22 protein-coding genes are annotated in these 17,825 nt (G+C 74.0%); 8 read left to right on the top strand and 14 right to left on the bottom strand.

Annotated features, from left to right (window positions below; all coding sequences use genetic code 11):
- Positions 1-16: 16 nt before the first annotated feature.
- The 7 genes from ACK8OX_RS03135 to nac form a co-directional block, all read right to left on the bottom strand.
- A complete protein-coding gene (locus ACK8OX_RS03135) occupies positions 17-856 on the bottom strand; it encodes a LamB/YcsF family protein (RefSeq protein WP_430662462.1) in 840 nt (279 codons plus the stop codon).
- Positions 853-1,260, bottom strand: a complete 408-nt coding sequence (locus ACK8OX_RS03140) for an acetyl-CoA carboxylase biotin carboxyl carrier protein (RefSeq protein ID WP_430662463.1) — start codon at positions 1,258-1,260, stop codon at positions 853-855. Before ACK8OX_RS03140 ends, ACK8OX_RS03135 begins: the two co-directional genes overlap by 4 nt.
- Positions 1,257-2,246, bottom strand: coding sequence for a biotin-dependent carboxyltransferase family protein (locus ACK8OX_RS03145; RefSeq protein ID WP_430662464.1), 990 nt, complete (start codon positions 2,244-2,246; stop codon positions 1,257-1,259). Before ACK8OX_RS03145 ends, ACK8OX_RS03140 begins: the two co-directional genes overlap by 4 nt.
- Entirely contained in the window at positions 2,243-2,899 is a 657-nt protein-coding gene (gene pxpB, locus ACK8OX_RS03150; protein WP_430662465.1) for a 5-oxoprolinase subunit PxpB, read from the bottom strand. The genes ACK8OX_RS03145 and pxpB overlap by 4 nt, the downstream gene beginning before the upstream one ends.
- Positions 2,896-4,239: an acetyl-CoA carboxylase biotin carboxylase subunit gene (accC, locus tag ACK8OX_RS03155; RefSeq protein WP_430662466.1), complete on the bottom strand. Its 1,344-nt coding sequence runs from the start codon at positions 4,237-4,239 to the stop codon at positions 2,896-2,898. Before accC ends, pxpB begins: the two co-directional genes overlap by 4 nt.
- A gap of 5 nt (positions 4,240-4,244) precedes the next feature.
- A complete protein-coding gene (locus ACK8OX_RS03160; protein ID WP_430662467.1) occupies positions 4,245-4,688 on the bottom strand; it encodes an acetyl-CoA carboxylase biotin carboxyl carrier protein in 444 nt (147 codons plus the stop codon).
- A gap of 89 nt (positions 4,689-4,777) precedes the next feature.
- A complete protein-coding gene (gene nac / locus ACK8OX_RS03165; protein WP_430662468.1) occupies positions 4,778-5,713 on the bottom strand; it encodes a nitrogen assimilation transcriptional regulator NAC in 936 nt (311 codons plus the stop codon).
- Between the two features lie 135 nt (positions 5,714-5,848).
- On the opposite strand from nac, the gene ACK8OX_RS03170 reads away from it, so the two are divergent.
- Genes ACK8OX_RS03170 through ACK8OX_RS03190 form a run of 5 tightly spaced genes read left to right on the top strand, consistent with a single transcriptional unit; the run spans position 5,849 to position 10,766 of the window.
- Positions 5,849-7,075 (top strand): aspartate transaminase, encoded by a 1,227-nt coding sequence (locus ACK8OX_RS03170; protein ID WP_430662469.1) that lies wholly within the window; start codon positions 5,849-5,851, stop codon positions 7,073-7,075.
- 29 nt (positions 7,076-7,104) lie between these two features.
- Positions 7,105-7,968 carry an isocitrate lyase/PEP mutase family protein gene (locus ACK8OX_RS03175; protein WP_430662470.1) on the top strand — a complete coding sequence of 288 codons (864 nt, stop codon included), beginning with the start codon at positions 7,105-7,107 and terminating at the stop codon, positions 7,966-7,968.
- 2 nt (positions 7,969-7,970) lie between these two features.
- The gene (locus tag ACK8OX_RS03180) at positions 7,971-8,738 is read left to right on the top strand and encodes an SDR family oxidoreductase (protein WP_430662471.1); all 768 of its coding nucleotides are present in this window, start codon (positions 7,971-7,973) and stop codon (positions 8,736-8,738) included.
- 26 nt (positions 8,739-8,764) lie between these two features.
- Positions 8,765-9,721: a 2-hydroxyacid dehydrogenase gene (locus ACK8OX_RS03185; protein ID WP_430662472.1), complete on the top strand. Its 957-nt coding sequence runs from the start codon at positions 8,765-8,767 to the stop codon at positions 9,719-9,721.
- Positions 9,722-9,734: 13 nt separating this feature from the next.
- Positions 9,735-10,766, top strand: a complete 1,032-nt coding sequence (locus ACK8OX_RS03190; RefSeq protein WP_430662473.1) for an L-idonate 5-dehydrogenase — start codon at positions 9,735-9,737, stop codon at positions 10,764-10,766.
- Positions 10,767-10,800: 34 nt separating this feature from the next.
- Here the strand turns inward: ACK8OX_RS03190 and ACK8OX_RS03195 are convergent, their stop codons facing one another.
- Positions 10,801-10,986, bottom strand: a complete 186-nt coding sequence (locus ACK8OX_RS03195; protein ID WP_430662474.1) for a hypothetical protein — start codon at positions 10,984-10,986, stop codon at positions 10,801-10,803.
- A 274-nt stretch (positions 10,987-11,260) separates the two neighbouring features.
- Between ACK8OX_RS03195 and ACK8OX_RS03200 the strand changes: the two genes are divergently transcribed.
- The 3 genes from ACK8OX_RS03200 to ACK8OX_RS03210 are packed head-to-tail and all read left to right on the top strand — an operon-like array spanning position 11,261 to position 12,342.
- Positions 11,261-11,875 (top strand): sigma-70 family RNA polymerase sigma factor, encoded by a 615-nt coding sequence (locus ACK8OX_RS03200; protein WP_430662475.1) that lies wholly within the window; start codon positions 11,261-11,263, stop codon positions 11,873-11,875.
- The gene (locus tag ACK8OX_RS03205) at positions 11,869-12,123 is read left to right on the top strand and encodes a hypothetical protein (protein ID WP_430662476.1); all 255 of its coding nucleotides are present in this window, start codon (positions 11,869-11,871) and stop codon (positions 12,121-12,123) included. Before ACK8OX_RS03200 ends, ACK8OX_RS03205 begins: the two co-directional genes overlap by 7 nt.
- 57 nt (positions 12,124-12,180) lie before the next feature.
- A complete protein-coding gene (locus ACK8OX_RS03210) occupies positions 12,181-12,342 on the top strand; it encodes a hypothetical protein (protein ID WP_430662477.1) in 162 nt (53 codons plus the stop codon).
- A 76-nt stretch (positions 12,343-12,418) separates the two neighbouring features.
- On the opposite strand, the gene ACK8OX_RS03215 is transcribed toward ACK8OX_RS03210, so the two are convergent.
- The 6 genes from ACK8OX_RS03215 to ACK8OX_RS03240 all read right to left on the bottom strand — a co-directional run bounded on the left by ACK8OX_RS03215 (position 12,419) and on the right by ACK8OX_RS03240 (position 17,758).
- Positions 12,419-13,231 carry a hypothetical protein gene (locus ACK8OX_RS03215; RefSeq protein WP_430662478.1) on the bottom strand — a complete coding sequence of 271 codons (813 nt, stop codon included), beginning with the start codon at positions 13,229-13,231 and terminating at the stop codon, positions 12,419-12,421.
- Positions 13,232-13,261: 30 nt separating this feature from the next.
- Positions 13,262-13,675, bottom strand: coding sequence for a DUF350 domain-containing protein (locus ACK8OX_RS03220; protein WP_430662479.1), 414 nt, complete (start codon positions 13,673-13,675; stop codon positions 13,262-13,264).
- Positions 13,676-13,705: 30 nt separating this feature from the next.
- On the bottom strand, positions 13,706-15,409 hold the full coding sequence (locus ACK8OX_RS03225) for a DUF2491 family protein (RefSeq protein ID WP_430662480.1): 1,704 nt from the start codon (positions 15,407-15,409) through the stop codon (positions 13,706-13,708).
- A 154-nt stretch (positions 15,410-15,563) separates the two neighbouring features.
- Positions 15,564-15,932: a hypothetical protein gene (locus tag ACK8OX_RS03230; protein WP_430662481.1), complete on the bottom strand. Its 369-nt coding sequence runs from the start codon at positions 15,930-15,932 to the stop codon at positions 15,564-15,566.
- A 175-nt stretch (positions 15,933-16,107) separates the two neighbouring features.
- Positions 16,108-17,250, bottom strand: a complete 1,143-nt coding sequence (locus ACK8OX_RS03235) for an extracellular catalytic domain type 1 short-chain-length polyhydroxyalkanoate depolymerase (protein WP_430662482.1) — start codon at positions 17,248-17,250, stop codon at positions 16,108-16,110.
- An 88-nt stretch (positions 17,251-17,338) separates the two neighbouring features.
- The gene (locus ACK8OX_RS03240; RefSeq protein ID WP_430662483.1) at positions 17,339-17,758 is read right to left on the bottom strand and encodes a CopG family transcriptional regulator; all 420 of its coding nucleotides are present in this window, start codon (positions 17,756-17,758) and stop codon (positions 17,339-17,341) included.
- Positions 17,759-17,825: the final 67 nt, after the last annotated feature.

Genomic DNA, 17,825 nt, shown 5'->3' on the forward strand with positions numbered 1-17,825 from the left:
CTTCCTCTTTCCCCGGTCACGCTACCCGAGGCTGGAGCGCGCCGGCCAAGACGGTTTCGGTTTGGTGGGATAAGGAACTCTTATGGTCCGCGGTGTCGAGCTGCGACAGGGGCACCGCCTCGCCGCCCTCGGCGAGGATCACCGCCCGGATTGCGCGCGCCAGATCCACCGCGCCCGGCGTGTCGCCATGGACGAGGATCGAGCGCGCCTCGGTCGGCAGGCGCGCGCCGCTCGCGGTTATGACGCACCCCTCCCGCAGCAGCCGCGCCACGCGCTCCAGCACCTCCCCGCGGTCGTGGATGACGGCGCCGGGCAGCCCCCGCGGGACCAGCAGGCCGTCATCGCCATAGGCGCGGTCGGCGAGGAAGCTGACGGCCGTCCGCAGGCCGAGCGCCGCGGCCGCGCCCTCGATCGCGGCGCTGGAGGAGGTGAGGACCGTCAGCGAGGCATCGAAGGCGGCCACCGCCTCGAGCAGCGGAAGGGCCAGGTCGCGGTCCGCGGCCGCCATGTTCCCGAGCGCGCCGTGGAAGCTCATATGTGTCATGCGCGCGCCGGCCGACCGCGCGATCCCGGCGAGCGCGCCGAGCTGGTAGACGACCATCGCGGAGAGCTCGGGGATCTCGACCCGCATCGGGCGGCGGCCGAAGCCCTGCCGGTCCGGGAAGCCGACATGCGCGCCGATGTCCACGCCGCGCGCCTTCGCCATCTCCACGGTGCGGCGCATGATGAGCGGGTCGCCGGCATGGAAGCCGCAGGCGAGGTTACCGGAGGTGACGAGGTCGAGCAGCGCCGCATCGTCACCCATGGCCCAAGGGCCGAAGCCCTCGCCGAGATCCGCGTTGATGTCGAGCTTCATGGACGATCCCCGGAGGGCAGGGGTTGCAGCCGGAACAGCGGGGTGCCGTAGCCGACGAGCGTGCCGGGCGCCGCCATGCGCTCCGCGACGATCCCGGCCACCGGCGCGCGCACCGGCATGAGCAGCGCGCCGACCTGCAGGCAGCCGAGCGGATCGCCCTCCGCCACCTCGTCGCCGGTCTCAACGAAGGGCCGCTCGGCGCCGGGATGGTGGTCGAGGAAGACGCCCACCGACGCCGAGGAGACGGGTGCAGCGGCTTCCGCGGGCGCGGCGGGCCCGGGCGGCGGGGCGCCCGCACGGCCGAGGACCAGCGCCCCTTCCGGCCCCGAAAGCTCCAGCCGGTCGATGTCGGTCGCGTCGAGCCAGCGCGACAGGGTCGCCACCAGGGCGGCGTCGAGCTTCATGCGGCGCGCTCCTGCATGCGGCGCAGCTCGACCAGGCGGCGCGCCTCGGCGAGCCAGTCCCGCGTCTGGTCCAGCGCCTCCACCGCCGCTTCCCAGTTCGTCCGCAGGAAGCGGATGCGGCTGCCGATCGGTGCCTGGCCGAGCCGCCACAGGTCGGCCTCGATCACCGTCGCGATCTTCGGATAGCCGCCGGAAGGCTGGGCGTCGCGCATCTGCACGATCGGCTGGCCGCCATGCGGCACCTGGACCACGCCCGGCACGATGCCGTGCGAGCGCAGTTCCATCGGCGCGCGGGGCGCGAGGGTGGGCCCGGCAAGGCGGAAGCCGTAGCGGTCGCTCTGGGGCGTCACCTTCCACGGCTCGTTCCAGAAGGCCTCGACCGCGGCCTCGGTGAAACGGTCGTGCTCGGCGGCGGGAAGCGCGCGGATCGCCGGGATGCCGTCGGCCTCCAGCGGCAGTGCCAGCGCCGGCGGCACCAGCCCGCAATCTGCGTGGACCGCCCCGGCCGGCGGCGTGCCGAGCGGCAGGCGGTCGCCCTGGCGCAACGGGCGCCCGTCATGCCCGCCGAAGGCGCCACGAAGCTGCGTCGAACGCGAGCCCAGCACGGCGGCGACGCCGAGCCCGCCAGCCACGCAGAGATAGGCGCGGCTCGCCCGCCAGGAAGCCGCCTCGGGCGGGCCGATCTCCAGCACGTCGCCGGCCCCCGCCCGCGCGGTCCACCAGGGAAGCAGTCGCCGCTCGTTCAGCGACAGCGCCACATGCGCGCCCGTCACCGCGAAGCCCGCGGCGACCTCGAACCGCAGGCGGAAGGGGAAGACGGGGATCTCGACCGCCGCCGCGCCCTCCTCGTTGCCGAGCAGGATGTTGCCGGCGGCGAGCGCCATGCCGTCCATGGCGCCGGAGACGCCGACGCCCCAGCCCAGCGCGCCGCGTCGGCCGAGGTCCTGCACGGTGGCGAGCGCGCCGGGGGTGAGGATCTCGATCATCGGACCACCCGCATGATGCGGAAGCGGATGCTGTCGCCGGGTTGCAGCAGCGTGGGCGGCGTGCGGTCCACGTCGAAGAACGCCATGTCGGTGGAGCCGATCGTGTTCCAGCCGCTCGGCCCGGCGGAGGCCGAGACGCCGGTCTGCGACCCGCCGATGGACACCGCCCCGCCCGGGATGCTCAGCACCGGCGTCCTGCGCCGCGGCGTCGCGATCCGCGGATCCATGCCGCCGAGGTAGCAGTAGCCGGGGTGGCTGCCGAGCGCGAAGACCGGGTAGGTGGGCGCGGCGTGGATCTCCGCCACCTCCTCGGGGCGGAGACCCGTATGCGCGACGACATCGGCCATGTGCGGGCCGCCCTCGCCGCCATAGACCACCGGCAACTCGATGAGGCGCCCGTCCAGCGGCAGCGGCGAGGCGGCCGCCCAGGCCTGTTGCAGGCGCGTGGCGAGCGGCGCGCAGTTGCGCGGCGGCGTCGCGAAGGCGAGCATCAGGTTGTTCATCCCCGGCACGGCCTCGTCCACCTCGGGCCAGGCCGCGGCCTCGCGCGCCAGCGCCCAGATGCGGCGCTGCGTCTCCAGCGTGGTCTCGCCCGGCGCCTCGAACAGCAGCGCGCTGGTGCCGAGGAGGCTGACGGTGGGGACGTCGCTCATCGTGGCGCCATGAGCCGTTCGAGGTGGTGGATGTCCACGCCCCCTGCGATGAAGCCGGGATCGCGCGCGATGCGGCGATGCAGGTCGAGGTTGGTCATGATGCCGCCGACCCGCATCTCCTCGAGCGCGGCGCGCAGACGCGCCAGTGCATCCGCGCGGCTCTCGCCATGCACGACCAGCTTTCCGAGCAGGGAGTCGTAGCTTGCCGGCATGCGGTAGCCCGCCGAGGCGTGCGTATCGATGCGGATGCCGGGTCCGCCCGGCACGGACCAGGTCGTGATCGTGCCAGGCGAGGGTGCGAAACTTGCCGGATCCTCGGCATTGATCCGGCACTCGATGGCGTGACCGCGGCAGGCGATGCCGGCCTGCGAGAGCGCCAGGCGTTCCCCCATCGCGACGCGGAGCTGCAACTGCACCAGGTCGAGGCCCGCCGTCATCTCGGTGACCGGATGCTCGACCTGCAGGCGCGTGTTCATCTCGATGAAGTGGAAGGCCCCGTCCTCGACGAGGAACTCGAAGGTGCCGACGCCGCGATAGCCGATGCGGCGGCAGGCCTCGGCGCAGCGTTCGCCGACCGCGGCGACCAGGGCGGCATCGAGCCCCGGCGCGGGCGCCTCCTCGACGACCTTCTGGTGGCGGCGCTGCAGCGAGCAGTCGCGGCTGCCGAGCCAGAAGGCGTTGCCATGCGTGTCCGCGATCACCTGGATCTCGACATGGCGTGGACCGCCCAGGAACTTCTCCACATAGACGGTGCCGTTGCCGAAGGCCCGCCGCGCCTCCTCGCGCGTCACGGCGAGCGCGTCGGCCATCTCGCCCACGGCGGCGACCACCCGCATGCCGCGCCCGCCGCCGCCGCCGGCGGCCTTGAGCATGACGGGATAGCCGATCTCCGCCGCCGCGCGTTGCGCCTCCTCCAACTCGCCGGAGAGCGCCTCGTCGCGGCCCGGCACGCAGGGCACGCCGGCCTCTCGCATCGCGCGCTTGGCGGCGATCTTGTCGCCCATCAGACGGATGCTGTCGGGCCGCGGGCCGATGAAGACGAGGCCCGCCGCCTCCACCCGCCCGGCGAAGGCCGCGTTCTCGGACAGGAAGCCGTAGCCGGGGTGGATCGCGCCCGCGCCGGCGGCCCTGGCCGCGAACAGGATCGCCGCCTGGTCGAGATAGCTGCGCGCGGCCGGGGCCGGGCCGATGCAGAGCGCCGTGTCGGCGAGGGCGACATGCGGCAGGTCGCGGTCGGCCTCGGAGAAGACCGCGACGGTCCGCAGGCCGAGCGCCTTGCAGGCGCGCAGCACGCGCAGCGCGATCTCGCCGCGGTTCGCGATGAGGACGGTGTCGAACATCGCGCTCACCCGATCCGCATCAGGGGCTGCCCGGATTCCACCTCGTCGCCCGATGCGACGAGGACGGCATCCACCAGGCCGCCGCGCTGGGCGCGGACCTCGAGGAAGGTCTTCATCGCCTCGACCAGGCAGACCACCGCGCCCGCCGCGACGCTGGAGCCGGCCGAGACGAATTCCGGCCGGTCGGGCGCGGGCCGGAGGTGGACGACGCCGGGCATCGGCGCGCGGATCTCCGCGCCGTTCGGCGCAGCCCGCCTCGGCCGCGGCGGGACCGGCGGGGGATGGTCGGGGCCGGCGGCGCGCTGCGGCCCGGCAGAAGGCGCCGCCCCGGCGGGGCGCAGGGCGCCGCGGCTCAGGCGCAGCGTCCAGCCGCCCTCGCTGAACGTCATCTCGGCGAGGTCGGAGGCCGCCATCGCATCGATGAATGTCTTCAGCTTGTCGGGGTCCATGCGTCGCCGGCCAATGATCGAGGCAGGAGGCTATCGCCAGCCCCGACCGCCTGGCCAAGACGGAATGGGTTTGTCGCGATAAGGCCTGCTTATGTTGCCCGTCGGACCTCGACGGGCCCGTTCGGCGCCGGGGCGGCCGCCCCGATCAGGTCCAGCACGATGCGCCTCACGGCCTGGGCGGGCTCCGACAGGGGAAGGTGGTCGGAGAGGCAGAGCGCCAGCGGCGCCTCGATCGCCGGCTCCACGATGCGGCGCTGCCATGCCGCGCAGGAGGCGACGACCTGCCGAGCCATGGATTCGGGCAGGATGGTCGCGCCCAGGCCTTCCGCGATCACCCGGGTCAGCGTGCTGTCGGATTCGATCTCGGCCACCACGCGCGGGGTCATCCCGTTGGCGGCGAAGGCCTCGTCCACCATGCGCCGCACCACGTTGTAGGGGCGGGCCATGAACAGGTCGACCCCGGCCAGGTCGCGGACCGGGACGTCTGCGGCGGGGGCGGGCATGCGGTCCGGCGCCACGAAGCAGAGACGCTCCTTCAGCAGTGGCACGAAGCCAAGGCCGTGCACCGCCGTCTTGCCGGCATAGAGCACGGCGAAGTCCATCCGGCCGTTCATGACGAGTTCGGACAGCGTGCTGCCATAGGTCTCGTTCAGGTAGAGCACGATGCCGGGGTGCAGGGCGCGCACCGTCCGCAGCAGCGGCAGCGCGAGGCCCGCGGCCGCCGTGCCGGGCGCGAGCCCGACCGCGACCGCGCCGGTCAGCTCCTGCGCCGCGGCCTGCATGTCCACCCGCGCCTGCTCGCATTGCCGCAGGATGAGCTGCGCGTGGCGGTAGAGCACCTTGCCCGCCTCGGTGGGCACCACGCCGCGCTTGGTGCGCATCAGCAGCCGCTGCCCGGCCTCGCTCTCCAGCGTCGCGAGCTGCTGGCTCAGCGCGGGCTGGGCGATGCGCAGCACGTCGGCGGCGCGGGTCAGGCTGCCCGTGTCCACGATCTTCACGAAATACTGCAGCCGCCGGAGATTCACGCCCGTGCCCGCACGCGATTTGCAACGAGGTATGCGATAAGTATTGCCTATGGTGCCAGTTTGAACTCCTGTTGGCCAGCCCGGCCCGGCACGTCTAGCGTCGCCGCTCCGTCGCCCGAGGAGCGCTTCGCCGAGATGTCCGCCGCCACGACCGCAGCACCCCGCGTCGCGGAGCGGGTCCGCCGGATCAAGCCATCGCCGAGTTCCGCGGCGGCCGACCGGGCCGCCGCGCTGCGCCGCGAAGGCCGCAGCATCGTGAGCCTCGTCGTGGGGGAGCCGGACTTCGACACCCCCGCGAACATCCGCCGCGCCGCCGCGGCGGCGATGGACAGGGGCGCGACCCGCTACACCACCCTAGCCGGCACGCCGGAGCTTCGGCGCGCCATCGCGGCCAAGCTCGCGCGCGAGAACGCGCTGGACTACGGCCCGGACGACATCATCGTCACCAATGGCTGCAAGAGCGCGATCTACAGCGCCTTCGAGGCGACGCTGGAGCCGGGCGACGAGGTGGTGATCCCCACCCCCTGCTGGGTGTCCTACCCCGACATGGCGCTGGCCTGCGGCGCGAAGCCGGTGATGGTCGCCTGCCCGGAGGCGCAGGGCTTCAAGCTCGCGCCCGCGCGGCTTGCCGCGGCGATCACGCCGCGCACGCGCTGGCTGGTCGTCAACTCGCCGAGCAACCCGACCGGCGCGACCTACACCCAGGCGGAGTGGCGCGCGCTGGCGGAGGTGCTGCGCGGGCATCCGCAGGTGCTGGTGATGACGGACGACATCTACGAGCACATCCGCTTCGCCGGGGACGGCCCTGCCCCGCACCTGCTCACCGCCGCGCCGGAACTGCGGGACCGGACGCTCGCCATCAACGGGGTGTCCAAGACCTATGCGATGACGGGCTGGCGGATCGGCTGGGCGGCGGGACCGCGCGACCTGGTCGAGGCGCTGGGCACGCTGCTCTCCCAGGCTTCGGGCAATGCGTGCTCGGTCAGCCAGGCGGCGGCGGTGGAGGCGCTGGAGGGCGACCAGGGCTTCGTCGCCGAGAGCGTGGCCACCTATCGCGCCCGGCGCGACCGGATGGTGGCCCGGATCAACGCGATTCCCGGGCTGGCCTGCACGCCGCCGGAGGGCGCCTTCTATCTCTACGTGAACTGCGCGGGCCTGCTCGGGCGCCTCACGCCGGATGGCCGGCGGCTCGCGACCGACGACGACGTGGTCATGCATCTGCTGGAGAGCGCAGGGGTGGCGCTCGTGCCCGGCGCGGCCTATGGGCTGTCACCCTATTTCAGGCTGTCGATCGCGACCTCGACCGCCAATCTCGACGAAGGCGCGGACCGCATCGCCCGCGCCGTCGCCGCCCTCCGCTGAAGCCCGCTGTCCAGGATCCGAGAATGCCGATGACCCCGCCCGACAGAATGCGCGCCCTGCTGGCGGCGCCCGGTTTCGTCGCCATGCCGGCGGTCTGGGACGGCCTGACCGCGAAGATGACCCAGGCCGCGGGGTTCGGGACCGCCTTCCTGTCCGGGTCCTGCGTCGCTGCCGCCCGGCTCGGCGCGCCCGACCTCGACATCGTCTCCTTCGCGGAGATGCTGGACAGCCTGGAGATGGTGCGCGGCGCCGCGCCGGACCTGCTGATCCTTGCCGATGGCGACCACGGCTACGGCAATGCGATGAACGTGCAGCGCACCGTCCGCGCCTATGGCCGCGCCGGCGCGGCGGCGGTGCTGATCGAGGACAAGATCACCCCGCGGGCGCTGACCTCCGACGGCAAGCCCTGCATGCCGCGCGAGGAGATGCGGATGAAGATCCGCGCGGCGGTGGAGGCCGCGAAGGACAGCGGCATCCTGGTGATGGCGCGCACGGATTGCCGCCCGACGGCCGGCATCGAGGAGGCGCTGGCGCGGATCGCGATGTATGTCGAGGAGGGGGCGGACATCCTGTTCCTCGACAGCCCGAAGGACGAGGCGGAGGTGCGCGCGGCGGTCGCGGCCTCGAAGGGCCGGCCGCATTTCGCCGTGCTCTCGCCCGGCGCCCCGCGCGAGACGCCGACCCAGGCGCGCGCGGCGGAACTCGGCCTGAAGATCGGGACCTTCCCGACGGGGATGCTCTCGCCCGTCATCGGCGCGATCCAGGGCGCGCTCGACGCCATCGCCGCCGGCCGGTCGGAATCGCCCGCCGCCATCCCGGGCAGCCAGCTCCGCGACGTCCTCGGCTATGGCGACTACGAACGGCAGGCGAAGCGGTTCAAGTCGGAGGGCTGAGGATGACGCTTCCGAGGGCCTTCGACCTTTCCGGCCGCCGCGCGCTGGTCACCGGCGGCGGGCAGGGGATCGGGCTGGCGCTGGCGCGCGCGCTGGCCGAGGCTGGTGCCGCGGTGGTGCTGAACGGCCGCACGGCGGCGAAGCTGGAGGCGGCCGCGGCCGCGCTGGCGGCGGAAGGCCACGCGGCCGAGATCGCGCCCTTCGACGTGACCGACCCCGAGGCGGTCGTGACGGGCGTCGCCGGGGTGCTGTCGCGCGGCGACCTCGACATCCTCGTCAACAACGCCGGCATCCAGCGCCGCACGCCGCTGCAGGACTTCCCCGAGGAGACCTGGCGCGAGCTGATGCGCACCAACCTCGACGCGGTGTTCTACGTGGCGAAGGCGGTGGCGCGGCACATGATCGCGCGCGGACGCGGCAAGATCATCAACATCGGGTCGGTGCAGAGCGAGCTCGGCCGGCCCGGCATCGCGCCCTATGCCGCCAGCAAGGGCGCGGTGCGGATGCTGACGCGCGGCATGTGCGCCGACTGGGCGCGGCTCGGCCTGCAGGTCAACGCGATCGCGCCCGGCTACTTCGCCACCGAGATGAACCGCGCGCTGGTGGACGACGCTGCCTTTTCCGACTGGGTGGGCAAGCGCACCCCGGCCGGGCGCTGGGGCAATGTGGAGGAACTCGGCGGTGCCGCGGTCTTCCTCGCCTCCGACGCATCGAGCTTCGTCAACGGGCAGGTGCTGTTCGTGGACGGCGGCATGACGGCAGTGGTCTAGCAGCGCCAGCACCAGGGAACGCCACGATGAACGACGCCACCGGCAAGCCCGGCCTGCTGGTCCTCGGCCCCTACGCGGAGGAGGAACTGGCCGCGCTCGCCCAGCACTTCACCGTGCATCGTCTGTGGGAGGCGGCGGACCGCGACGCCTTCATCCGCGGGGTCGCGCCCGGGATCCGCGCGGTCGGCACGCGCGGCGAGATCGGGGCGAGCGCGGCGCTGATGGCGATGCTGCCGGCGCTCGAGATCGTCGCCTGCTTCGGCGTCGGCACGGATGCGATCGACCTCGCCCATGCCCGCAGCCGCGGCATCCGCGTGACGAACACGCCGGACGTGCTGACCGAGGACGTGGCCGATCTCGGCTGGGGGCTGCTGCTCGCGGCGGCGCGGCGCATCCCGGCCGGCGATGCGCATGTCCGCTCCGGCGCCTGGGCGGCGCGTGGGCCGATGGCGTTGACCACGCGCGTCTGGGGCAAGCGGCTCGGCATTGTCGGCCTCGGCCGGATCGGGCGGGCCGTCGCGCGCCGCGCGCAGGGCTTCGGGATGGCGGTCGCCTACAGCGGCCGCACGCGGCAGGCGGATGTGGACCTTCCCTGGCACGCGGACCCCGTCCCGCTGGCGCGGGAATCCGACATGCTGATGATCTGCACCGCCGGGGGCGCAGGGACGCAGGGCCTGGTCGGCGCCGCGGTGCTGGAGGCGCTCGGGCCGGGCGGCATCCTCGTCAACATCGCGCGTGGCAGCGTGGTGGACGAGGCGGCGCTGCTGCACGCCCTGCGCACGGGCGGCCTCGCAGCGGCCGGCCTCGACGTCTTCCTGAACGAGCCACGGATCGACGAGGCCTTCTTCACGCTGGAGAATGTCGTGCTGCAGCCGCACCATGCCAGCGGCACGGTGGAGACCCGCGCCGCGATGGGCGCGCTGGTGCGGGAGAACCTGGTGGCCCATGTCACCGGCGCCCCGCTGCCGACACCGGTTGCCTGAGGGAAGGCCGATCATGAAGGCGCTTGTCATCCATGGCCCACACGACCTTCGCGTGGACGAGGTCGCCGAGGCCAGCCCCGGACCGCGCCAGGTCGCGGTGCGGGTGCGCGCGGGCGGGATCTGCGGCTCGGACCTGCACTACTACCACCAGGGAGGCTTCGGCACGGTCCGCCTGCGGGAGCCGATGGTGCTCGGCCACGAGGTCGCCGGCGAGGTGGCCGAGGTCGGGCGCGAGGTGACGAGCCTGCGCCCGGGCGACCGGGTGGCGGTCAGTCCCTCGCTGCCCTGCGGCGCCTGCCGGTATTGCCTGGCGGGTGCGCCGAACCACTGCCTCGACATGCGCTTCTACGGCTCGGCGATGCGCTTTCCGCATGTGCAGGGCGCCTTCCGGGAGGTGCTGGTCTGCGAGGAGGCGCAGGCCGTCCGGGTGCCGGATGGGGTGCCGCTGGAACGTGCGGCCTTCGCCGAGCCGCTGGCGGTCTGCCTGCATGCCGCACGCCAGGCCGGGCCGCTGATGGGGGCGCGCGTGCTGGTGACCGGCACCGGGCCGATCGGCGCGCTGGCGCTGCTCGTCGCGCGTCACGCCGGCGCGCGGGAGGTGGTGTGCACCGACGTCTCCGACGCTCCGCTTGCCCTGGCACGGCGGCTCGGCGCCGATGCCGCGCTGAACACGCGCAGCGATCCCGCCGCGCTGGAGCCGTGGTGCGCGGAGAAGGGGACCTTCGACGCCGTGTTCGAGGCTTCGGGCTCGGGCGCGGCGCTTGCCGGCGCGCTCGCCGCGGCGCGGCCCGGTGCGACGGTGGTGCAGCTCGGCCTCGGCGGGGAGGTTCCGCTGCCGGTGAATGTCCTGGTCGCGAAGGAGATCACGCTGCGCGGCACCTTCCGCTTCCACGAGGAGTTCCGCTGGGCGGTGGAGGCGCTCGCCTCCGGCCGCATCGACGTCGCGCCGCTGCTGACCGAGGTCGTGCCGCTGGCCGACGCCCGGCGCGCCTTCGACCTGGCGAGCGACCGGTCGCGGGCGATGAAGGTGCAACTGGCCTTCTAGGCCGCGGCGGACCCGGCTCCGCGCGGGCGGCTGTTCAGCGCGGCCGCGGCGGCTTCGCCGGGGAGGATCCGCGGCGGCCCTTGGCCGCCGGCTGGCTTTCATGCCGTGAGGTCGCGTTGTCCGCCTTGGCACGCGCGGCAGCCTCGGCTGCGCCCCAGCGGTGGCGATAGCGGCGGCGAAGGCGGATGCGCGCGGCGATGCGCCGCAGGAAGCCGAGCATCAAGGCGCCGCCCGCGTGGTCGGAATGGCCATCGTGAATCCCCTGGCCTGGTCGGCACCACGCCCGGGGCTTCGCCCGCGAAGCGCGAAGCGGGTGGGCCGAGCGGGATGCAAGGTGGAGGAAGGGACCGGCGCCGCCGGTCGTTCCACCGCCCGAGGATGACGAACCCGTGTGTCCGCCAGCCCGGCGGGGGGCGATGCGGCCTCGCGCAGGCGTGCGCGGCGGGGACGAATGAGAGCGACCGCGGCGCCTCGAAGCATCGTATACAAAAAACATGAAGAATCACCAGGACGATTTCGACCGCCAGCTGATCTCCCTGTTGCCGCGGCTGCGGGTCCAGGCCGTGGCCCTCACCCGCAACCCGACCACCGCGCGCGACCTGGTGCAGGATGCCGTCACCAACGCGCTCGCCGCCCGCGGCAGCTTCACGCCCGGCACCAATTTCGCTGCCTGGATGCACCGCATCCTGCGCAACCGCTTCATCAGCGACACGCGCAAGCGCCGGCCGACCACCGACATCGACGACGTCCCGCAGGCCGCGCTGGCGACGCCCGCGGCGCATGAGGACAGCCTCGTGCTGAAAGAGCTGCATCGCGCGCTCGGCGACCTTCCGCCGCTGCAGCGGGAGACGCTGTTCATGGTGGTCCTGCAGGGCATGTCGTACGAGCAGGCGGCGGAAGCGACCGGCTGCGCTGTCGGCACCGCGAAAAGCCGGGTCTTCCGCGCACGACAGCAGATGCAGCTCGCCCTCACGGGCACGACCCGGCCCGCCGGCACGGCGCAGCAGGCCGCGCAGGGCGGCGAGCCCCATGCGGCGGCGCGCCGCGCCGGGGCGCCGAAGCTGCGGCACCCCGACCTGATCGCGGCGGGGAGGGACGCGCCATGCTGACGCGCAGCCACCGCACGACGGTCGTATTCCGGCGACCCTTCATGCTGGCCGGCTTCGACCGCCCGCAGCCCGCCGGGACCTACGACGTGGAGACGGAGGAGGAACTGCTGGAAGGCCTGTCGTTCCCGGCCTATCGCCGCGTCGCGACGGTGATGACGCCAAGGGCGCGGCAGCCCGGGGCGCTGTTGCAGGCGCTCGCCGTCGATCCGGGGGAACTGGACCGTGCGCTGGCATCCGATCGTGAGTGACCGGGAACATCCGCGGTGCGGCCGCGCGGCCACGTCCCGGTCAGGAGCGCGGCTGTCATGAACGCGCTGCCCCGGGGCTTCGTCGGCTTCGTCTCCGACCATCGGTTCCGCATCGTGCTCGGCGCCTGCGTGCTGGTGCTTGGGCTGATGGTGGTCGTCATCCACGCCACCATCGGCCTCGGCCCGCCCTGGGGCACGGCGGTGCCGACGCCCGCATAGGGCGCCGGCGGCCGGGATGGCCCTGTGCGGCACCGCGCTGCGCGCTTCGGCGCGCGCCGCGTGGTCCCGCCCTCGCTCAGCCCGCGCCGGGCCCGCCGATCTGCCGCGGTGCCCCGGCGGGCTGGCGGCCGCGCAGGGCCGCAAGACGTTCGGAAAGGCCCGTCGGCGCGGGCGGCGCGCCGGAAGCCGCCTGCATCGCGGCCGCGATGTTCGGGTCGTCGCGCTCCGGCTGCGTCGGCTGCAGCAGCCGCGCCTTCGCATTCGCCGCCTCCGCCTCGGCCAGGTTGCGAGCCGCGTTGTCCTGCATCGCCTTCAGCGCGACGCTGAGCCCGCTGGTCGCGCCGGAAAGGCCCGCGGCCTGGCGGGCAGCCTCGGCGCGGCGGGCCGCGATGTCGCGCTGCTGCTCGGCCCGGCCCATGTCGCGTTGCGCGCGGGCCAGCTCGTCACGCGCGGATTTCAGCTTCTGGCCGGCCTGGGCATAGGTCTCCTCCAGCATGCGGAGGAATTCCTCGGCATCCGTCGCATCCTGCCTCTCCCGCTCCACCTCCGGCGCCATCTGCTCCAGCATGCCGACGAGGGTGGCGAGGCTGCGTTCGAGCCCGGCCTTGCGCGCCGCGTCGCCCTCCGCGGCCATGCCGCGCTCCAGCTGCTCGGCCGCGGCCATGCGCTGCGCCGAAAGCGCCTGGATCGCCTCGGCCTCCCGCCTCTCGCGGTCATAGGCCATCCGTGCCTCGGCCACCTGCCGGCCGAGCTGGTCCAGGTGCTGCTCCATGGTGCGCAGCTCCGCCTCGGTGGCGGATTTGGGGTCCCAGCGCACGATCGCCTCGACCGCCTGGGTGACGGCCTGGTCGGTCTTCACGCCGACGAGGTTGCGGATGAAAGCCAGCATGGGATCGTCTCCGTCCGTTGGGATGAGGGGTCAGCCGGCCATCGCGCCGGCGTTCAGCAGCGCGACCGCGAGCTGGACGCCGACGAGAACGCAGGCGGCGGCGGGGTTGTCCGCCTCGATCATCCCGCGCAGCCCCGGGATCAGGCGCGAGGCGACGATGAAGGCGAGCAGCTGGAGGGCGAGCGCCACGAGCCCCCAGAGCAGGATGTCGAGCGTGACGAGGCTGCTGGCGAGCGTCGCGGCGAGCGGGATGGCGATGGCCACCAGCGTGCCCGCCAGCGCGATGCCGGCCGCGACGTTGCCGGCACGCACGAGGCGGAATTCGTGGAACGGCGTCAGCAGCATGTAGAGCGCGACGCCGAGCCCGTGCAGCGCCAGCGTCACCGCGAACTGCAGCAGCAGCACCGGCAGGCCCGTGGTCAGCGTCTCGACGATGGTGTCCATGGGTCGTGTCCTCGGGTGTCGGTGGCCGCGTCAGGCGAGGGAGAGGGCGGCGGGGTTGATGTCGATGCCGGCATGGATCTCGACCCAGGCCTGGCCCGGCGCCTCGACCGCGGCGACGAGGATGTATTCGGTCTCCGGCGCCGGCGCGGGCGCGCCGGTGGGGGCGGCGTAGAGCATCGCCTGGCTGCGGACCCGGCGCGTGCCGCCCAGGCCCTCGATCGTCTCCGTCAGCTCGCGCGGCGCGATGCGCGTCTCGCCGGGCGCCCAGGCCCGGGCATAGACCTTGCCGTCCTTCGTCTGGAACTCGGGCCAGCCGATCAGGCCCTCCTCGCGGTTCAGCCAGACATCCCATTCGGCGTCGTCGGCGGGCGTCACCTCGTCGATCAGGCCGAAGAACCGGCATTCGTCGGGGCGTCCCTCCGCATCCAGGTGCAGCTGGAACATGCTGCGCCCATCGGGCAGGCGAAGCCGGATGAGGCCGGCGGCCCCGCCCTCCACGCGGCCGACCTCCTGCACGTTCACCAGCAGGTTGCCGCCGCCGCCCTCGGGCGCCGGCACCTTGGTGACGCCGGCGGCCAGGATGAAGGGCGTCGGGTCCGCCCCGATCGTCATGCCGACGCGGAACAGCGACGGCGCATAGCCTTCGCCGGACAGCTTGTGGCGCAGCATCGCGCCGGCGGAGCCGAGGGGGCTGCCCGGGGGCATCATGCGTCCGTCTCCCTGTGCCGGGGTGCCGCCCGGCGCGGCCAGGCGCCGGCGCCGCCAGGCGAGGAAGACGAGGCCGGCGCCGCCAATCAGCGCGACCGGCCACAGCCCGATCCCGCCTTCCTCCGTGGCGCCGGTCCCGGGCGTACGGACATCGCCGCGTGGCGCGATCGCGACCTCCGCCGGGACACCCGGGGGCAGGTAGTCCGGGTCGGGCACCGCATCGGGCTGCCGCGCGAGATCCGCGTCCAACTGGTCCAGCCGGCGGCGGAGATCGGCGTTGTCGCGGGCGAGCCGGTCGGCCTCGGCGCGCCATTCCCTCAGGCCGGGGTCGTCGCGGTGGTTGCGGAAGAAGTCGATGGACCCCGCCCGGCCGAGATTGTCCAGCAGGAACCACAGGAAGATCCCGTCCCAGATCCCGAAGTTGCGGCGCGCGCCGAGGATGCCGCCCGAGGGCTGCCAGCCCCGGTCGCGGTACCAGTCCGGCCGCGGGGGACGGCCCGCGCCGGGCGCCGTCTCGTAGCCGCGGCGCGGGAAGGGCAGGCCCCAGCCGCCGCCCGGCGCGGGGGAGGGCGCCGGCACCGGTGGGCGGGCGGCCGCCTCGGCCTGCCTGCGGGCGGCGTCCTGGCGCTCGCGCCAGCGCGCCAGCGCGCCGGCCGATTCCTCGCGCGAATAGCCGCGGTCGCCGGCCGAGGAGCGCGGGGCGGAGGGCACCACCACCGAGGGGCGGCGCGCCGGCGCCGGGGTTTCCAGCCGCGGCCGGCCATAGCCGCCGCTGGTGGAGGGCGTGCGCGGCGTGACCCGCGGCCCGGCCGTGGAGGGCGTGCGCCCGTAGCCGCCGGAGGAACGCGGCCGTGAATAGCCGCCGCTCGACCGTGCCTGGGCCGCTGCCTCGGTGGCGACGAAGGCGGTGCCGACCAGTGCGGCGGGAAGGCCCGCCGGCACGGACCAGAGCAGGAGGAAGGCGATCAGCCCCGCGCGCAGACCCGCCCGCCCGCGCCCATGAGGGCGCGGCCGCGGGCCGGTCACGGCGTTCCCCTTCCCATCCGCCGCCGCGCCTTCGCCCATCGCCTCCGGTCCGTCATCGGGACATCGACAGCCCGGACGCAGGGACGCGCGCGAAGTTCACGATCCCGGTCATTGTGAAGCCGGCGGATGTGCCGTGCAGACGGCATCGCGGTGGCTACAGCGTCAGCGCCTCGGCCTCCCACGCGCCGCGCGCGAACTCGGCCAGTTCGAAGGCGCCGCTGTCGGACCAGAGCACGCGCAGCACCCGCGCCCCCCCGTGCCAGAGGTCGAGCCCATAGGCGAGGTCGGGCAGTCCCCGCTGCTGCGACAGCGCGTGCCGGTATCCGGGCGAGGCCGCGTCCCCGGGCGCGAGGTCGTTGAAGGGCGTCCAGTGCTCGATCCTCCATTCGCCGCGCCGCAGCACCACCAGCCGCACGGCGTCGCGCTGCACCTCGATCGTGCCTTGCTGCCGCACCAGGGGGACCAGGTGGTCGCGGATGGCGAGCGCCGGTTCGGCGCTGGACGGAACGAGTGTCAGGGTCACCTGCGTCTCCGCTGCGGGTTGTCGTGGCGGGCCGGGGCGGTGCCCCCCGCCGGCAGGCAACGCCCGCCGGCCCATGTCGATCCCGCGGGCGCCACCGGCGCCTGAACCACGGAGGCAAAAGGGTCCGGGCGGACAGCCAGTCTCCCGGATCAGGAGCAGAAGCGCGTCCCGCGCCTCAGGCGCGACGGTGGTCGAGGAAGAAGCGCAGCATGGCGCGGGATGCGTCGGGGCCGCGCGGGTCGGTGTAGCTGCCCGCGGGGCTGCCACCCGACCAGGCATGGCCGCCGCCCTGCACCAGCCATTGCTCGAGCAGCACCCGCCCATCGGCATCCCGGTGCAGCGTGCGGCGCCAGGCATGGCCGCCCGGCTGCCGGCCCGTCTCCTCCTCGCGCCGCAGCCCGGCGGCCCCGGACTGGGCGATGACCTGGTCGCCATTGACCGGGTGGACCGTCGTGTCGCGGTCGGCGTGGAAGACGATGGTCGGCACCACGCGCCCGCCCGGCGCGGCCGGTGCCGCCGCCCCCTGGCGCATCGCCGCGAAGGCCGAGGGGATGTCGCGCGCCGCGCCGCAGGCCAGGCCCGAATGCACGCCCACCGCGGCATAGAGGTCCGGATAGGCCATGCCCATGATCGCCGCCTTGGCGCCGCCGGCCGACAGCCCCGCGACGTAGACGCGCCGCCCATCCGCCCCGTGGTCGCGGATCACCTGCCGGGTGATGCCGGCGATCAGCGCAGGCTCCCCGCCGTCGCGGCGCTGATCATCGGGGTTGAACCAGTTCCAGCATCGCTGGGCGTTGGCGGCCTGGGACTGCGCGGGCCAGGCCACCAGCAGGCCGTGCTCCTCGGCGAGGGCGTTCATGCGCGTGCCGGCCGCGAAATCCTCCGGCGTCTGGGTGCAGCCATGCAGCATCACCAGCAGCGGCGGCGCCGCGCCGGCCGGCAGCGCCGCCGGGATGTAGAGCCGGTAGTCGCGGCGGCCGCCGCCCTGCACCGCGTGGGACCCGGCGAGGAAGCGCGCGCCCGGGGGCAGCGGGTCCGGCACCCGCATGCCCGGCGCCGGGCGCGGCGCATGGGCGCCGATGCGCCCGAGCGCGGCCCGCAGCGCCTCCGGCAGGGCGGTGCCCGCCGGGGCGACGGGTTCGCCGGTGGCAGGATCGACATCGACGATGCGCGACGCCCGCGACGGCGCGGGTTGCCGTGGCGGCGCGGCCGGCGCCTGGCCGAGCGCCCGCCGGATTAGGGCGGTCGCCTCGGCAAGCCGGCCCTGGCGGGTCAGCCGGGCGGCTTCGGTCATCTCGGCATTCGGGAAGGGGGACATGGGGGTCTTTCGAAGGCCGTCCTCGCCCGGTCGCCCCGGGTCTCGGGGCGTCGGGCGGGTCGGCGGGGAAGGGGGCTGCGCGGCGGCGTCAGCGCATGCGGTCGGCCAGCGCGGCCTTCACCGCGGCGCTCGCCTGGAGGGCGCCGAGCACCGTGACCGAGGCGATCGCCGCGCGGGCGAGTTCGGGCGTCACGTCGGCGGCGATGCTGGCGAGGCCGAGCACGCGGATGTCGAGCATCCGCCCCGCCGCGCGCGCGGCCTCCAGGTCCTCGCGCCCGTAGTGCCGCAGCCCGACATCGAGGCTCCGGCGCGCGGTGGATTGCCGCGTCGACTCGGCATGGCGCTCGACCTGGTTGCGGATGGCGGTTCGGATGAAGTCGGTGCGGTTCGAATAGAAGCCGTCCTGCACGAGCAGGTCGATATGGCCGAGATCGACATGGCCGAGGTTGATCGTGATCTTCTCGGCTTCCGGCGCCCTGGGCCGCAACTCCCGGATATTCTCGCCCATCCAACTGCCATCCCCTCACCATCCATGTGGATGGTGTATAAGCTGGAGGTTCGGATGGCCAGGGGCG

It is taken from the genome of Falsiroseomonas sp. CW058, from assembly GCF_050563535.1.
Classification (GTDB): domain Bacteria; phylum Pseudomonadota; class Alphaproteobacteria; order Acetobacterales; family Acetobacteraceae; genus Falsiroseomonas.

Bases quoted from the DNA above. Each gene is read 5' to 3' on its own strand.
- ACK8OX_RS03160 (WP_430662467.1), bottom strand. From the start codon at position 4,688: ATGGACCCCGACAAGCTGAAGACATTCATCGATGCGATGGCGGCCTCC.
- ACK8OX_RS03195 (WP_430662474.1), bottom strand. From the start codon at position 10,986: ATGCTCGGCTTCCTGCGGCGCATCGCCGCGCGCATCCGCCTTCGCCGC.
- ACK8OX_RS03145 (WP_430662464.1), bottom strand. From the start codon at position 2,246: ATGATCGAGATCCTCACCCCCGGCGCGCTCGCCACCGTGCAGGACCTC.
- pxpB (WP_430662465.1), bottom strand. From the start codon at position 2,899: ATGAGCGACGTCCCCACCGTCAGCCTCCTCGGCACCAGCGCGCTGCTG.
- ACK8OX_RS03190 (WP_430662473.1), top strand. From the start codon at position 9,735: ATGAAGGCGCTTGTCATCCATGGCCCACACGACCTTCGCGTGGACGAG.
- ACK8OX_RS03200 (WP_430662475.1), top strand. From the start codon at position 11,261: ATGAAGAATCACCAGGACGATTTCGACCGCCAGCTGATCTCCCTGTTG.
- ACK8OX_RS03135 (WP_430662462.1), bottom strand. From the start codon at position 856: ATGAAGCTCGACATCAACGCGGATCTCGGCGAGGGCTTCGGCCCTTGG.
- ACK8OX_RS03210 (WP_430662477.1), top strand. From the start codon at position 12,181: ATGAACGCGCTGCCCCGGGGCTTCGTCGGCTTCGTCTCCGACCATCGG.
- ACK8OX_RS03140 (WP_430662463.1), bottom strand. From the start codon at position 1,260: ATGAAGCTCGACGCCGCCCTGGTGGCGACCCTGTCGCGCTGGCTCGAC.
- ACK8OX_RS03180 (WP_430662471.1), top strand. From the start codon at position 7,971: ATGACGCTTCCGAGGGCCTTCGACCTTTCCGGCCGCCGCGCGCTGGTC.
- ACK8OX_RS03185 (WP_430662472.1), top strand. From the start codon at position 8,765: ATGAACGACGCCACCGGCAAGCCCGGCCTGCTGGTCCTCGGCCCCTAC.
- ACK8OX_RS03215 (WP_430662478.1), bottom strand. From the start codon at position 13,231: ATGCTGGCTTTCATCCGCAACCTCGTCGGCGTGAAGACCGACCAGGCC.
- ACK8OX_RS03175 (WP_430662470.1), top strand. From the start codon at position 7,105: ATGACCCCGCCCGACAGAATGCGCGCCCTGCTGGCGGCGCCCGGTTTC.
- ACK8OX_RS03170 (WP_430662469.1), top strand. From the start codon at position 5,849: ATGTCCGCCGCCACGACCGCAGCACCCCGCGTCGCGGAGCGGGTCCGC.
- ACK8OX_RS03205 (WP_430662476.1), top strand. From the start codon at position 11,869: ATGCTGACGCGCAGCCACCGCACGACGGTCGTATTCCGGCGACCCTTC.
- ACK8OX_RS03235 (WP_430662482.1), bottom strand. From the start codon at position 17,250: ATGTCCCCCTTCCCGAATGCCGAGATGACCGAAGCCGCCCGGCTGACC.
- accC (WP_430662466.1), bottom strand. From the start codon at position 4,239: ATGTTCGACACCGTCCTCATCGCGAACCGCGGCGAGATCGCGCTGCGC.
- ACK8OX_RS03240 (WP_430662483.1), bottom strand. From the start codon at position 17,758: ATGGGCGAGAATATCCGGGAGTTGCGGCCCAGGGCGCCGGAAGCCGAG.
- ACK8OX_RS03220 (WP_430662479.1), bottom strand. From the start codon at position 13,675: ATGGACACCATCGTCGAGACGCTGACCACGGGCCTGCCGGTGCTGCTG.